The 15601-nt window shown below is 52.4% G+C and carries 11 protein-coding genes; 6 read left to right on the top strand and 5 right to left on the bottom strand.

All coding sequences use genetic code 11. The features are described from left to right. Position 1: 1 nt before the first annotated feature. From ABD028_RS22140 to lptF, 5 genes are all read right to left on the bottom strand, one after another. Positions 2-1159: a HupE/UreJ family protein gene (locus ABD028_RS22140; RefSeq protein WP_343847515.1), complete on the bottom strand. Its 1158-nt coding sequence runs from the start codon at positions 1157-1159 to the stop codon at positions 2-4. A 36-nt stretch (positions 1160-1195) separates the two neighbouring features. Then, the gene (locus tag ABD028_RS22135; protein ID WP_343847514.1) at positions 1196-1780 is read right to left on the bottom strand and encodes a hypothetical protein; all 585 of its coding nucleotides are present in this window, start codon (positions 1778-1780) and stop codon (positions 1196-1198) included. A 51-nt stretch (positions 1781-1831) separates the two neighbouring features. Continuing rightward, positions 1832-4756, bottom strand: coding sequence for a fibronectin type III domain-containing protein (locus ABD028_RS22130; RefSeq protein ID WP_343847513.1), 2925 nt, complete (start codon positions 4754-4756; stop codon positions 1832-1834). A gap of 311 nt (positions 4757-5067) precedes the next feature. Then, positions 5068-6129: an LPS export ABC transporter permease LptG gene (gene lptG / locus ABD028_RS22125; RefSeq protein WP_343847512.1), complete on the bottom strand. Its 1062-nt coding sequence runs from the start codon at positions 6127-6129 to the stop codon at positions 5068-5070. After that, entirely contained in the window at positions 6126-7241 is a 1116-nt protein-coding gene (lptF, locus tag ABD028_RS22120; RefSeq protein WP_343847511.1) for an LPS export ABC transporter permease LptF, read from the bottom strand. Before lptF ends, lptG begins: the two co-directional genes overlap by 4 nt. Positions 7242-7482: 241 nt before the next feature. On the opposite strand from lptF, the gene pepA reads away from it, so the two are divergent. The 6 genes from pepA to ABD028_RS22090 all read left to right on the top strand — a co-directional run bounded on the left by pepA (position 7483) and on the right by ABD028_RS22090 (position 15595). Next, positions 7483-8991: a leucyl aminopeptidase gene (gene pepA / locus ABD028_RS22115; protein ID WP_343847510.1), complete on the top strand. Its 1509-nt coding sequence runs from the start codon at positions 7483-7485 to the stop codon at positions 8989-8991. 4 nt (positions 8992-8995) lie between these two features. Further along, positions 8996-9448 carry a DNA polymerase III subunit chi gene (locus ABD028_RS22110; protein ID WP_343847509.1) on the top strand — a complete coding sequence of 151 codons (453 nt, stop codon included), beginning with the start codon at positions 8996-8998 and terminating at the stop codon, positions 9446-9448. A gap of 1 nt (position 9449) precedes the next feature. Further along, complete coding sequence (locus tag ABD028_RS22105; RefSeq protein WP_343847508.1) at positions 9450-12233, top strand: valine--tRNA ligase; 2784 nt, start codon at positions 9450-9452, stop codon at positions 12231-12233. Between the two features lie 157 nt (positions 12234-12390). Beyond that, positions 12391-14811: a S9 family peptidase gene (locus ABD028_RS22100; RefSeq protein WP_343847507.1), complete on the top strand. Its 2421-nt coding sequence runs from the start codon at positions 12391-12393 to the stop codon at positions 14809-14811. Positions 14812-14918: 107 nt separating this feature from the next. Then, a complete protein-coding gene (locus ABD028_RS22095; protein WP_343847506.1) occupies positions 14919-15248 on the top strand; it encodes a hypothetical protein in 330 nt (109 codons plus the stop codon). Beyond that, positions 15245-15595, top strand: a complete 351-nt coding sequence (locus ABD028_RS22090; protein WP_343847505.1) for a RidA family protein — start codon at positions 15245-15247, stop codon at positions 15593-15595. Before ABD028_RS22095 ends, ABD028_RS22090 begins: the two co-directional genes overlap by 4 nt. The last annotated feature ends 6 nt before the right edge of the window (positions 15596-15601 follow it).

The following is a 15601-nucleotide window of genomic DNA, read 5'->3' as shown; positions in this document are numbered from 1 at the left end:
CCTAAAACAAGGTACGTTGCACCAGCCATATCAAGCCGGTACCCGTCAGGGCAACAGACAACGCCATGGAGGTTCTGGCAGCATAACCTCCCCTGCGTAATAACATAAAAGGTACAGCTAACAGCAACAACACCGCCAGTTGTCCAAGTTCTACGCCAAGATTGAAATACAGCAAACGCCCCAATGACGGCACACCGTTTGACGTGGCGCTGAGCTGGTAACTCAGGCCGACACCATGGATCAGTCCGAACAAAAAGATCACCCATGCCCGCCAACGTAAGTTGGGTTGGGCCTGGCGCAGCAGTATCAGGCTCTCAACACCAATGGCGGCGACGGTCAGCGCCACCAATGGCTCTGTAATTGCGGGTGATACACTAAAAAGTCCGAAGTAAGCCAGTCCCAGGGTAATGGAATGCGCCAGGGTAAACAGGCTCACCCACCAGGCCAGACGCTTGATTGTCACCGGAATTAACATCAGCGCCAGAATAAACAGCAAATGATCCGCCCCTTCCCAGATATGCAGCATCCCCATCCAGATAAAATACGGGTCTTCCTGCCACTGACTGTAACTTTCCACTGTGCCGCCATCGGCGCCCATGCCCATATCCTGGCGACTGAATTTGCGATTCGGGTCCAGGCCGGAAAAGGTTTCAGCCAAACTGGCTTGCCACTGACCAAGCAGGTCACTGACCGGAATACTCAGTTGGCTCTTATCAAACGCAAAGCGCATGCGCTGTTGCTGATCGGCCATAAAGATACGGGTAAAATTCTGGTGCCCGCGCCATTGTTCGGTAAACAATAAATAGCGGATATCCAGCGCATCCACGCCCTGCGGACACAGGAAGATCAGTTCGAACTGATAAGCCTGTATCTCTTTCAGTTCACGGGACAGTGCCTGAGCTTGTGTGCAATTACGCATTCGCGCATCGACCTGCCAACCACGGCTCACCCAGGGCAGATAATATTCAGGAGGCTGAATATCGGCTTGCTCTCTGCCAGCCGTTAGCGGGTCGAGCTCCAGCAGATTATCTGCAGGCAAGGTATATAGAATGCGCACGCCAGGCTGTGCTACCTCAATGGCGGTGTCGGTAAAACCGCTCAGATGCCCGTGGCAAACAAAGCTGAAGACTGCCAGTACAGCACTAAATAAATATTTCATCGGCAATATCCGGGCGCCGCAGCGCCCGCTGTGAACTTAGTTAAAACGGCGTCGTGCGGCCAGCATCAGGCCCAGAGTAAACAGCGCCAGCGCACCAGGTTCAGACACCGCACTGACATTCAGGCTGGTGCTGGCATCCAGCAGCAATGATACAGGTGCGCCACTTTGGTCCAGGTAGAACAGGCCCTGCTCACCTGGCAGGTTGCTGTCACTAAACACATCAAGCACAAAATTGCCGGCCTTGTTCAGCGTCAACTCAAAACTGGCCAGCAACAGACTGGTCTGGCCCATATCCGGTACGCCAAACATGGACAGACCCGCCAAATCGGTCTGGGCATACAGGGCAGAGACATCTTCCCAGTCAGCGCCCATTGTGGCCTGGCCCAGACTCAGGCCCTGGTTATCGAAGTCCATACTGAAGCCAAAGCCATACAGCAGCCCATCCGTTACGCTGTCAAAGGGGTTGTGCAGAACCAAGTCCAGAGTCACCACATCCCCCACTTTGGCGTCGGTGTCAGACAAGTCCAGACTCAAAAAAGCCGCATGTGCAGGTGCAGTCGTCAGCCCACAGATTGCCGCCAGAGCCAGCAGTACAGATTTCAGATTGTTGCGTTTCAACATTTTGTATTCCTTAAATAAAGAGTGGCGGCCCAATGGCCGCCAGATAGAAGGTTATTGCTGGCGGAACAAGGCCAGCCATTTTCCGTAGTCAACAAAATTGATACAGCCGTCGGCCTGCAGATCAGCACCAGGCAGGTAACCCTCATCACCTTCACAGCGCCCAAAGGCAGCGCGTAATTGCTGGGCATCCTGCATGGTTAATTGGCCGTCGCCGTCTAAATCACCGGCCATAACAGCGGCTTTGACGCTAAAGGTCACCCGGCTGGTCGCTTCCTGATAGCCATCATTAAGCAGCACCACTCCGTAGTAATCCCCTGCGGTCAGCCCGCTAATGCTCAGGCTGCCTTGTTTGTCGCTCAGGTATTGCCATTTTGTGGCGTAATCGGATTGCGGTTCCTGGCCAATTTTGTAAACCCCCAGCCAGTCTTTGCTGTTACCCGGAGTGTCACTCCAACTGAATACCACTGCCTGGCCAGTCTCGTAGTCCTGCTGCCCAACACTGAGGCCGGCCACTGCGCCGCAAAGGGGGCCATTCCCCACCACAAAGCAGGCGCGATTGGATACCTGGTCATAGGAGTCATTGGTATACATGGCGAGGAAGTACTGGCCCGGCTCAAAACCTTGCTCGAAATTAACCGTACCGGCCACCGCACCATCAAAGTACAGGTAAGTTACCAGCTCGCTGCCGGTCTGGCCGGGGATAGCACCCTGACGGAACACACCAATGTAGTCCTTGGCAATGCCAGGGCCATTACTAAAATGCACTTGCACGGCTTCGCCCTGCTCGAAACGTTGCTTGTCCAGGCTCACCGAGGCAATTTCCGCGCCGACCGAGAAAGCTATACGCTCGGCAATCTCTGTATAGCCGTCATTGATCATAAAAGTGGCAAAGTAATACCCTTTGGCCAGGCCACTGAATGTGGCCGTGCCTTCTGCGGAGGTGGTGTATTGCCATTTTGTGGAGCCAACACCGCCGGGTGTTTGCCCTACCCGGTAGATGCCGATCCAATCTTTGCTACCAGCGCCTGAGCCCTGCCAGTTTATGACCACAGGTTCCTGCTCATTGAAGTGCTGTTTGGCCATATTCAGTTGCACCAGCGGCCCCATATAGAAATGCTGGCGCGGAGCGATTTCCTCGTAGCTGTCTTTCTCAAAAAACGCCACGAAATATTCACCATCCGTCAGGCCGGTGAAACTCAGTTCGCCTGCCGGTGTTGGCACGTATTGCCATTTTGTGGCGCGCACTGACTGGGGTTTGTCCCCCGCCTTATAAATGCCAATCCAATCAGTAGGGTTACCACGTCCGCCGCTGTAACCAACCTTCACCATGGCCCCGCTGGCATATTTGTTGTTGTCCAGTTTTAGCGCGGGATCACCGCTGCTGCTGCCCTGTACTTCAAAATTGACAGAGTCAGACCAGGGCGACCATTCCATATTGCTGTCACGGTGTCTGACCCGCACAAAGTACTGGCCATTAGGCAAACCATAAGCCGGTACCTGCCAGGTCATAATGTCCACATTGGCATGCAAATCCACGGGTTCATATAAGGGTGCACCGGTATCACCGAAGATGTTTTCAATATCGCGGATACGATCCACCCGTAACTGCTTAAATTCAGCATCGTCGGCGATCTGGAATTGGGTACTGTTTAAACCATCCGGATAGGCTGAGCTAAAGCTGCTACTGACAAAATCATAAGGAAGGGCAACCGGGGCAGTGATTTCATTCTGAATCGCTGGCTGATTAGGCTGTCCACCGTCAAGACGACGCTGGAAACTGTCGATCAGCTTGCTATGCAGATGAAAGCCTTCTGTTTTATACACAATCGGATGGGCTTCAGCATAGGTGTCCACCTTCATCTGGCGGCTGGCCACATCTATCTCTATTAGCTGCCAGGCCCAGTTGGCGATAGTTTTTTGCACATCGTCAAAGTCCACTTCACTGGACTGTCCCCAATATTGATCCCAGGCGGTTCCCCCTGAAATCATATGGTAAGTGGGCCACTCGCGGGTTTGGCCGCGGGCATATAAATGGTGATGGCCGCCGATATTCAGTACATGCTTACGGGTGGAAGACAGAATCGCCATCCAGGAATCACGCAGCGTTTTGGAAATGTCGCCAACGTACTGTTCTGCCTGGTAAGGGTGGTGGATGATGCTGATAATCCAGTCCACCTGTTGATCCTGATCCGCCGCGGCGATCACGCGGCTCAGCCATTGCTGCTGGGTGGCATCGGTGCGCATGCTGTTCAGGTGCACGAATAGCACCCGACCAACCTGATAACTGTAGTAACTCTCATCACTGGCAGGCGCAATGCCCTGATAACTCAGGCCGTCGTAAATAAAGTGGGCCTGATAGTTCGCCAGATTGCCATCGTAGTAATACTCATGGTTACCCACCGTGGTCATAATAGGCACATTGGGGGAAATGGCCGAAGACTGGGCAAAGTGCAGATTCTCATAATGATCCAAGGTACCCACGTCGACCTGGTCACCGTCATTCAGAATCAGGTTCAGAGCCTGTTCAATGGGCTCGCCATACAAGTCCTCAATCTTATTCTTGGCCGCATTGACCAGTTGTGAGTAACGGTTTTGATTGCGGATTTGATGATCCCCCATCACCAGTATGCGTAGCTTACCGTCGTTTTTTCCGGCAGCCGGTGGGGTCATAAAACTGTATGTTGCAGATTGCTGATTGCCAGTGGTGACCCGGTAGAAATAACGGGTTTCAGCCTTTAAGCCAGTCAGCTGTACGCTGTGGTACAGATAGTCACTGGCCAGCGTTTGTACGTTACCACTAACCTTGTGTTCAAGTTGTTCTGCGGTTACCCCATACTCTACCAGGGAATCGCTGCCGCTGGCGGTTTTCCAGGAGACCCAGATGGAATCGGGTGTCGCAGATTGCAGATAGGGAACGGGGTTGGCCAAAGCCAGCGAACTGAAACCGACCAGCAGACAAGTCAGTAAGCCGTGCACCAGCCATGACCTGTGCCTAAAGAGGTCTTTTAAGTTGAACATGAATGCGCCCTTTTTATGGATAAAAAAATGACCAGAAAATGGTCAAGGGCAGCATTTAAAAGATATTTGATGTCACCAATTTGATAGAAAAATGTCATCGACATGACAGTTTTTTGACTATGGCAGCCAAAAACTGGAATGGATTGTTTTTTTATTAATTAAACGTTCAATTAAAAAGCGGGCTGTAGAGTGGTTCAGTCAAAACCGTAACGGCGGGCAAGGGCAAGAGACAAACTGGCCCAACCAGATCTGGTCGGACCAATTACCTGCTACTTACGTAACAAATGAGCGGCAATCAGGGCAAACAAAAAACTGGGAAGCAATGCACCTACTGACGCATGCAACTGGTAAACCAGGCTCAGGGGGCCAAAAACTTCATTGGCGATAAAGAAACCAAATCCGGTCAATACTCCCATAATTACCCGGGCGCCCATAGTCACACTGCGCAGCGGCCCAAAAATAAAGGACAACGCAACCAGCAGCATGACGCCGACCGTGACGGGTTGAAAGGCTTTACGCCATAAAGCCAACTGGTAACGACTGGCATCCTGACTATTGTTTTCCAGATAGTTGACGTAATCCATCAAGCCTCGAACAGACAGTGCTTCGGGTTTAATCTTTACCACTTCCAGCTTATCCGGGGTCAGGCTGGACTCCCATTTACCTTGCTTATCCACCTGCTTGCGAATTAGGTTTTCAGTAAAATCGGTGGTGACCACTTTATTCAAGCGCCAGCTCTGGCCAATAAAACTCGCCTGAGCGGCATTGATAATCCGGGTAAGGTGTAACTGCTCATCAAATTCATAGATGCTGATATCCAGTAGTTGGTCCTTACTTACTACTTCGCCTATGCTGACAAAGTTGCGACCATCTTTGGCCCACTCCAAGCGCTCTGATGAAAACAGACTGCCACCCGAGATAGCCTGGGTTCGAATAGCCTTGGCATGGGCTTCTGTTACCGGCGCTACCCACTCACCCAGCGCCATTACAAACACCACCATCAACAAGGCCGATTTCATCGCCGATGCGATAATATTCCAGCGGCTCATACCGGCGGCCTGCATCACCACCAGTTCACTGTTGCTGGCCAGCATACCCATACCAATCAGCCCGCCAATCAGGGTAGCCATGGGGAAAAACTGTTCTATCTCGCGGGGCATACTGAGCAACACATAGATGCCAGCCACCATCATGTCGTAGTTACCGCGGTCAAGATACTTAAGCTGCTCAACAAACTTAATCAGGCTGGATAGCCCGACCAGCACCAGCAAGGTAATAAATACCGTACTGAGCAGCGTACGGGCCAGATACAGGTCCAGGGTTTTAATCATGACGGACTCCCCAGACTACCTTTGAGCCGGGCCCGCAAACGCACACCAGCACTTCGACCTCTGACAATCAGCAGCACACCAATTAGCAGGATCACCGCATGCACCCACCAAAGGCCAAGTTCAGGCGGCACTTTGCCGTTTTCCAGTACCTTGCGGCCGGCCATCAGCAGCAGGTAATAGCCCAGATACAACAACAGTGCCGGAAAAATCCGCCCAAAGCGGCCCTGGCGTGGATTCACCGCACTAAGGGGCACCGCGATCAGAACCAGAAACGGCAGGGATAAGGGAATGGCCAGGCGCCACTGCATTTCCGCTATGGCATCCAACTCTTTATCCCCCCAAAGTTGGCTGGTGGGATAAGCTGCCAATTTGCGGGCTTTATGCTCTGGTGGGCGCTCGGCTATCTGCACCTGATACTCGTCAAATTTCACCACATGGTAATCCAGCTTGCTACGCGCCCCTTCATATTGCACGCCACCACGCAGCACCAGTTTTTCTGAACCGTCAGACGCTTGCTGTACCGAGCCATGATCTGCGTAGATAATTCTGAATTCAGACTCTGCCTGACCTTCCCCCTGCTGGGCCAGAAAAATACGTTCCAATTGATTGTCACCGGAACCAATATCATGCACAAAAATCACCGCTTTCTGATTAGCAGTTTGCTGGAAGCGGCCTGGAATTAGGCTGGTTAGTCCAGACTCGGCACTGATTTGCTCTTCCAACTGATACTCTACTTCCATAGACAGCGGAGCCAGCCACAGGGTTAGTGCCCCTGATACCACGGCCACCAGCGCCGCCAGCACTAACATAACCCTGGTAACATACCATTCACTGATGCCACAAGCGCGCATCACTGCCATTTCGTTATCCACGTAGAAACGGCCATGGGCCAGCATAATGCCCAGGAATAAACTCAATGGCAGAATCAGCGAAGCCAGCACCGGCATATTCAGCGCCAAAAAGCCCAGTACCAAACCGGCAGGGATATCGCCATCGGTGGCTTCGGCCAGTACACGGACGAACTTTTGAATAACAAAAATCGCCATCAGCACCAGAAAAACCGCCACTTGCGACTTGAAGGTTTCTTTGAGCAAATATCGGAAAATCAGCACGTCCTGTCCAATAGAAAAGCGGGATTTTTAGTGGAATGCTGTAAATTTTTAAGTAAACTTAATGTTTTCACAAGTTTAATTTGCGATTCCGGCCTTTTTTAACGGTTTGGCAACGGAATAAATTAAAAATTCCCTTTGCACACAAGGTTGGCCACTGCGCGTTATTGCTGCGGCGGCCACAAACCACAACGAAAAGGCTAACGCACCAGGTGACTCAACACCAGTTCTAATGGGGTGAAGAATGGAATTTAGTGTAAAAAGTGGCAGCCCTGAAAAACAGCGCAGCGCTTGTATTGTGGTCGGCGTGTTTGAGCCGCGTCGCTTAAGCTCGGTTGCAGAACAACTGGATGAAATCAGTGGCGGATACATCAGCAACCTGCTGCGCCGCGGTGATCTGGAAGGCAAAGCCGGTCAGATGTTGTTGCTGCACCATGTACCCAACATTCTCAGCGAGCGGGTACTGTTGGTGGGTTGCGGCAAGGAACGCGAACTGGATGAGCGCCAGTACAAGCAGATAATCGCCCGCACCATCAGTACGCTGAATGAAACCGGCTCAATGGAGGCCGTTTGTTTTCTGACAGAACTGCATGTTAAAGGCCGTGACACATACTGGAAAGTGCGCCAGGCGGTGGAAACCACCCAGGACTCCCTGTACAGCTTCACTCAGTTGAAAACCAAGAAAGAAGAACCACGTCGCCCCTTGCGCAAGATTGTTTTCAATGTTCCTACCCGCCGGGAACTGACAGTTGGCGAGCGCGCCATTCAGCATGGATTGGCAGTGGCTACCGGTGTGAAAATCTGTAAAGACGTGGCCAACATGCCACCGAATATTTGTAACCCGGCTTACCTGCTGGAACAAGCCAAAGAACTGGCTGAAAGGCACGATTCACTGAGTATTGAAGCCATTGGCGAACAGCAAATGGATGAACTGGGCATGCACTCTTACCTGGCGGTAGGCCGCGGTTCAGAAAATGAATCCATTATGACGGTGATGCATTATCAGGGTGGCACCCCCGGCCAGGCCCCTATTGTGCTGGTCGGCAAGGGGCTGACCTTTGACTCCGGCGGTATTTCCATTAAGCCTGGCGAAGCCATGGATGAAATGAAATACGATATGTGTGGCGCCGCCTCTGTACTGGGTACTATGGCGTCACTGGCGCAGTTGGGTTTGCCGCTGAACGTGGTCGGCGTATTAGCCGGTTGTGAAAATATGCCGGATGCCAATGCGTATCGCCCGGGCGATATTCTTACCACTATGTCCGGTCAAACAGTTGAAGTACTGAATACCGATGCCGAAGGGCGCCTGGTACTTTGCGATGCACTGACTTATGTCGAGCGTTTTAATCCAGACACTGTGGTGGATGTGGCAACCCTGACCGGTGCCTGCGTTATTGCTTTGGGCAAACATGCCAGCGGGGTGATGAGCAGCCACAACCCACTGGCCCATGAGCTGATCAATGCCTCCGAGCAAAGCAGCGACAGAGCCTGGCGCCTCCCCTTATGGGACGAGTATCAGGAACAGATTGAAAGCCCATTTGCGGATATGACCAATCTGGGTGGTCGTCCGGCCGGCACTATTACCGCTGCCTGCTTCCTGTCGCGTTTTACCAAGAAGTACAACTGGGCACATATGGATATCGCCGGTACGGCCTGGACCAGTGGTGGTAAAACCAAAGGTGCCACAGGCCGCCCGGTGCCTATGCTGACCCAGTTTTTAATGAACCGCGCCGGCGTGGAAATGGAAGACTGATGCCTTGGCAGAGGTAATTTTTTACCTGCTTGAGCAGGACAAGCTCGACAACCAGCCAGCGCCCCTTGCGCTGGCTTGTCAATTGGCGGCCCAGGCATTTCGCAATAAGCAGGCCTGCCTGCTGTGGTGCCAGGATCAACAAAGTGCCGAAGCATTGGATGAATTGTTATGGCAACGCCCCAGTGATGCCTTTATTCCACACAATCTGTGTGGCGAAGGACCGGCTAAGGGCACACCGGTTGAAATCAGTTGGGTTGGGCAACAAAGTGGGCCCCGTCCAGTGCTGATTAATCTGGCCGAACAGTTACCGCCACAGCACCAGCGTGCCAGACAGATTTATGATTTTGTGCCTGTAGAAGAACAACAAAAATCGCAGGCCAGAGAAAGATACAAGCAATATCGCGCCCAGGGCCACCAGTTGGATACCCGCAACGCTTCAAGTTTAAATGAGAGCTGAGATGGATAAGACTTTTAATCCACAAAATATCGAACAAAGTCGCTACCAGGAATGGGAGCAACGTGACTATTTCAAGGCCAGTGGAAAAGGCGACCCTTACTGTATTCTGTTACCACCGCCTAATGTCACCGGCAGCCTGCATATGGGCCACGGTTTCCAGCAGACCATTATGGATGCCCTGACCCGCTATCACCGCATGAAAGGCGATAACACCCTGTGGCAAACCGGTACCGATCACGCCGGTATCGCGACCCAGATGGTCGTCGAACGCCAATTAGCCGCCCAGGGTAAAGGCCGTCACGATTTAGGTCGCGACGCCTTTATTGAAAAAATCTGGGAATGGAAAGCCCATTCCGGCGGCACGATTACATCGCAGATGCGTCGTATTGGCGCATCCTGTGACTGGACCCGCGAAGCCTTTACCATGGACGAAGATCTGTCCAATGCCGTACAGGAAGTCTTTGTGCAATTGCATGAAGAGGGTCTGATTTACCGCGGTAAACGCCTGGTTAACTGGGATCCGGTGCTGCATACCGCCGTGTCAGACCTGGAAGTGGTTAACGAAGAAGAAGCCGGGCATATGTGGCATATGCGTTACCCACTTGCCGATGGCAGTGGCGAGCTGGTGGTGGCCACCACCCGTCCGGAAACCATGCTGGGCGATACCGCCGTAGCAGTGCACCCGGATGACGAACGCTATCAGGCCTTTATTGGCAAAGATATCCGCCTGCCGCTGTCTGGCCGTCTGATTAAAATCGTTGCCGATGACTATGTGGACCCGGAATTCGGCACAGGCTGTGTCAAGATCACCCCAGCCCACGATTTCAACGACTATGAATTGGGCAAACGTCACAACCTGGAGATGATCAACATCTTTACCAGTGACGCCAAAATCAACGAAAACGCCCCGGAGGCTTATCGCGGACTGGATCGCTTCGTTGCCAGAGAAAAAGTGGTCCAGGACCTGGACGCCCAGGGTCTGCTGGTAAAAGTAGAAGACCACAAACTCAAAGTGCCAAGGGGCGATCGCACTGGTGCGGTGATTGAGCCTTACCTGACCAATCAATGGTATGTGGCGGTAGAGTCCCTGGCCAAGCCCGCCATTGATGCGGTGGAGTCCGGCGAGATCCGCTTTATTCCTGAGAACTGGAACAAAACCTACTACCAGTGGATGTACAACATTCAGGATTGGTGTATTTCCCGCCAGTTGTGGTGGGGCCACCGTATTCCTGCCTGGTACGACGATAGCGAAAATGTTTATGTAGGGCGTAACGAAGCCGAAGTCCGGGCTAAGCACGGTCTGGCCGACGACGTTAACCTGCGCCAGGACGAAGACGTACTGGACACTTGGTTTTCCTCGGCCTTGTGGCCTTTTGCCACTATGGGCTGGCCAGACAAGACCCCAGAACTGGAGACCTTTGTCCCCTCTTCGGTGCTGGTAACAGGTTTCGACATCATCTTCTTCTGGGTGGCCAGAATGATTATGATGACCAAGAAATTCACCGGTCGTATTCCGTTTAAGGAAATCTACATCACCGGTCTTATCCGCGACGAGCAGGGCAATAAGATGTCCAAGTCCAAGGGTAATGTACTGGACCCTATCGACCTGATTGACGGTATCGATCTTGAGTCGCTGGTGGCCAAGCGCACCGCCGGCATGATGCAGCCGCAACTGGCCGAGAAAATTGCCAAACGCACCCGCGCACAGTTCCCTGACGGCATCGCCGCCTACGGTACCGACGCCCTGCGCTTTACCTTTACGGCCATGGCTTCCACCAGCCGTGATATCAACTTTGATATGGGCCGGGTGGAAGGTTATCGCAACTTCTGCAACAAGCTGTGGAATGCCTCGCGCTTTGTGTTGATGAATACCGAAGAGCAGGACACCGGCGTCAATGGCGGGGAACTGGAATTAAGTTTGGCCGACAAATGGATTTGGGCGCGCTTCCAGCAAACCCTGACCGCCTTTGAAACGGCCCTGAAAGATTACCGTTTCGACCTGGCGTCGCAGGCGATTTATGAGTTTACCTGGAACCAGTTCTGCGATTGGTATCTGGAGCTGTCCAAGCCGGTACTGAATGCCGACAGCAGCAGCGAGGCACAAAAACGCGGTACCCGTCATACCCTGGTGAATGTGCTGGAAAGCCTGCTGCGCTTAATGCACCCCATTATGCCTTTTATTACCGAAGAAATTTGGCAACGGGTAGCACCGCTGTGTAGGTCGGACTTCAATCCGACTGCTAATCCATCGAGCATTATGCTGCAAGCCTTCCCAGGGCAGAACAGCAGCCTGGTAGACGAACAGGTGCTGGCAGATATTGAATGGGTTAAGCAGGTGATTGTCGGCGTGCGTAATATCCGTGGTGAAATGGATATCAGCCCCAGCAAGCCATTGTCTGTGTTGCTGCGTAACGCCGGTAGCGAAGACAAACGCCGCCTGGCCGATACCGAACTGCTGCTGAGCAAAATGGCGCGCCTGGAAAACATCACTGTCCTGCCTGAAGGAGACAAAGGCCCGGCATCAGCCACCGCTATTGTCGGTGAAATGGAAGTGATGATCCCCATGGCAGGCCTGATTGACAAAGATGCTGAACTGGCCCGTATTGGTAAGGCGCTGGAAAAACTGCAGGCGGATATGGCCCGCACCCAGGGCAAACTGAGCAATGACAGCTTTGTCAGCAAGGCGCCACCCGCGGTTATCGAAAAAGAGCAGGCTAAACTGGCCGAGTTCCAAACCCAGGTGGATAAACTGCTGGAACAAAAGCAGACCATCGAAAGTTTGTAATAGTGTTGCTGAAGCCGCCGTTCCTTCCCCGGAGCGGCGGCTTTTTTATTTGCTGCAGATTATCTTTTTCAGCTTTGCTTTGGCCGAAATAGTCGCGCAAAAGGGCCGCAAATTGAGATAACATCACATGGATAATAACCAACAATAAGGACAGACAATGAGGATATTGCCCGGCATATTGCTGGCACTGGGTTTAATGGCATCAGTCCAGGCCGCCCAAGCACAGGATGATGGATATCAGACCCCGATTAAGATAATGGCTGACCTGGTAGATGCCCCGCAGCGCCCGGGAGTGGCCATCTCTAAAGACAGGCAGTGGCTGGCCTTTCTGGAAAGGCCCGGTACCCAAACACTAGCCGATCTGGCCCAACCGGAAGAAAAACTGGCTGGCCTTAAAATCAACCCAACGCTGTTTGCCCCAAGCCGTGCATCCGGTTACCAGGGTATAAAACTTAAGCGCCTGGACGGCAGCCAGGAATACCAACTGGATAAATTGCCAGCCGGAAAAATTCTGGATGTGAGCTTTTCTCCTGATTCTCAGAAACTGGCGTTTGTGCTGGAAACGGAACAGGGTTTGAGCCTGTGGTTTTATCATCTGGCCGATCGTCGTTTGAATCAGGCCTCACAGCGTTTAATTAACGCCTCTCTGCGCGGCAAGAAATACCGCTGGTTAGCGGATAGCAGTGGCGTTTATACCCGGCTTACCGTCGCCAAAGCCGATGAGCGTCCACAACCAAGCCTTACCGCCACTAAACCCGTGATTCAAACCACCGATGGCAAAAAAGCTGCCGTGCGCACCTATTCGGACCTGCTGAAATCACCCTATGACGAAGCACTGTTTGAGTTTCTGACCCGCTCACAACTGGCCCGCATTGAACTTGACGGCAGCATCCAACTGCTCGGCCAGCCTGGCATGATTAGCGAGTTTGACGCTTCGCCAGACGGCCATTTTTTGCTGGTGACACAACTGCAAAAGCCCTTTTCCTATATGGTGCCTTACAGCAGATTTCCTGAGTTGATTGAAGTGTGGGATGCACAGGGCAAGCTGGTAAAAGAAATTGCCAACCTGCCTTCAGGTGAAACCATTCCCAAGGGCTTTGATTCGGTACGGGAAGGCCCACGCAGAGTGCATTGGCGCAGCGATACCGCCGCCACCCTGGTATGGGCAGAAGCGCTGGATGGCGGTGATATGAGTGTCGATGTTCCCCACCATGATGCCGTTTACAGCCTGGCCGCGCCTTTTGATGGCAAACCTGCTGAGATGCTGCGTCTGGAACGACGTTACTCAGGCATTCAGTGGGGTAACCAGGGGCTGGCAATCGTCAGTGAATGGCGCTTCAGCGATCGCATGCTGCGCAGCTGGAAATTCCAGCCAGCCAATCCAAAAGCTGACTGGGTACTATTTGAAGAGCGTTCCTACAACGACAGATACAAAGATCCCGGCGATTTTGTATACACGCAAAATCAATACGGCGAGTGGGTGATTAAGGTGGAAAACGCCAGCCAGGTGTACCTGACAGGCCGCGGGGCTTCTCCTCAGGGTAATGTACCATTTCTGGACCGTTTTGACTTTGCCACCAACCAAAAGCAGCGTTTGTGGCAGTCTGAAGCGCCATATTATGAGCAAGTGATGCTGGTACTGGATGACAATGTCAGCCAGTTGCTGACCCTGCGAGAGTCACAGACCGAGCAGCCGAATTTCTTTATTCGCCATTTGCAAAAGGACAGCCTGACCCAGTTCAGTTACTTTCCTCATCCCAGCCCGGCCTTTGTGGGTGTGACAAAAGAGCGGATTCAATATCAACGTGCCGACGGCGTGGCGTTAAACGGTACCTTGTATCTGCCACCCGGCTACGACAAATCTCAGGGATCATTACCTGTACTGATGTGGGCCTACCCCAGGGAATTTAAGGATAAAGACGTCGCCAGCCAGGTTAAGGATTCACCCTATGAATTTGTACGCGTCAGCTATTGGGGCCCAATGCCACATCTGGCTCAGGGCTTTGCCATCTTTGACGACCCCACCATGGCGATAGTGGGCGAAGGTGAGGGAGAGCCCAATGACAGCTTCCGCACTCAGTTGGTGCAAAGTGCCGAAGCCGCGGTAAAGGTATTGGTAGACAAAGGCATCGCCGCCCCACAACGCATTGCCATCGGTGGCCACTCCTATGGCGCATTTATGGTAGCCAATCTGCTGGCCCATTCTGATTTGTTTAAGGCCGGCATTGCCCGCAGCGGGGCTTACAATCGCAGCCTGACCCCTTTTGGTTTCCAAGGTGAAGAACGCAGCTTCTGGGAGGCTCAGGATGTGTATGGCACTATGTCGCCATTCTTCCATGCCGAAAAAATCAACGAGCCAATTCTGATGTTGCACGGTGAGGACGACCCTAATTCAGGTACTTACCCTATGCAGTCAGAGCGAATGTTCGCCGCACTGAAGGGGCTGGGCGGCAATGCGCGGCTGGTGATGCTCCCCCATGAACAGCACGGCTACCGGGCCAGAGAATCTTTGTTGCATATGCTGTGGGAACAGTCCCAGTGGCTGGAGACACATGTGAAAACGGCTGAGACTGAGTAATTGAAGGGGGGCTTCCCCCCTTACATCTTTGTGTCATTTCCCCATGCGAACATCTGCGTCATGGGTATAATCAGACCAACTGATATTTATGGAAATTTGAGGTATCTGTGAAAATCAGTCATATATTCTGCGCCAATCTGGCCTTTACCTGTTTGTTCCTGGTGTATTTCGATCTGGAAATACCCTTTTTATTCAGCGCGATGATGCTGCTGTTGATCCCACTCAGGTATATCAGAATGGGCCGCAACGGCTTTACCAACGCCATTTGGTTTCTGTTCTACGGTTTTACTCCGGCTTTTATCGATTTCACTATGCTGGCGGTACAGCCAATGGCAAGGCTGGCCGCCATAGCCCTGATAATATTGGCCATTACTTATTTGTATTTCTTCTTTGGCCACTTTGGCGTGCATAGAATCAAAATGGAGCACAGCAATTGACCATTCAGCGTATTAATCCCGGCAAGCGCATGTCGGATATCTGCATTCACAATCAAACGGCTTACTGGGCCGAAGTGCCGGAAAATTTGCATAGTGACATAGCGATTCAGACGGCGGATTTATTGAGCCTGGCCGAAACGACTCTGGCACAGTTTGGCGCCGACAAAAGCGCCCTGCTGAGCGCTACCATTTATCTGAAGGACAGAACACTGTTTGATGGCTTTAACCTGATTTGGGATGCCTGGCTGCCTGAAGGCCAGGCGCCGGTTCGGGCTTGTATTATTGCCGAGCTGGTTAACCCGCAAATGTTGGTGGAAATCGTCTTTACTGCCGCTGCGAATAATTGAGTCTTC

Origin of the sequence: Bowmanella denitrificans, assembly GCF_039522935.1 — a bacterium.
Taxonomy (GTDB): Bacteria; Pseudomonadota; Gammaproteobacteria; order Enterobacterales; family Alteromonadaceae; genus Bowmanella; species Bowmanella denitrificans.
Note: the sequence above shows the minus strand (reverse complement) of the source record. Positions and strands in the feature narration are given on the sequence as shown.

Bases quoted from the DNA above. Each gene is read 5' to 3' on its own strand.
- ABD028_RS22140 (WP_343847515.1), bottom strand. From the start codon at position 1,159: ATGAAATATTTATTTAGTGCTGTACTGGCAGTCTTCAGCTTTGTTTGC.
- ABD028_RS22135 (WP_343847514.1), bottom strand. From the start codon at position 1,780: ATGTTGAAACGCAACAATCTGAAATCTGTACTGCTGGCTCTGGCGGCA.
- lptG (WP_343847512.1), bottom strand. From the start codon at position 6,129: ATGATTAAAACCCTGGACCTGTATCTGGCCCGTACGCTGCTCAGTACG.
- pepA (WP_343847510.1), top strand. From the start codon at position 7,483: ATGGAATTTAGTGTAAAAAGTGGCAGCCCTGAAAAACAGCGCAGCGCT.
- ABD028_RS22105 (WP_343847508.1), top strand. From the start codon at position 9,450: ATGGATAAGACTTTTAATCCACAAAATATCGAACAAAGTCGCTACCAG.
- ABD028_RS22100 (WP_343847507.1), top strand. From the start codon at position 12,391: ATGAGGATATTGCCCGGCATATTGCTGGCACTGGGTTTAATGGCATCA.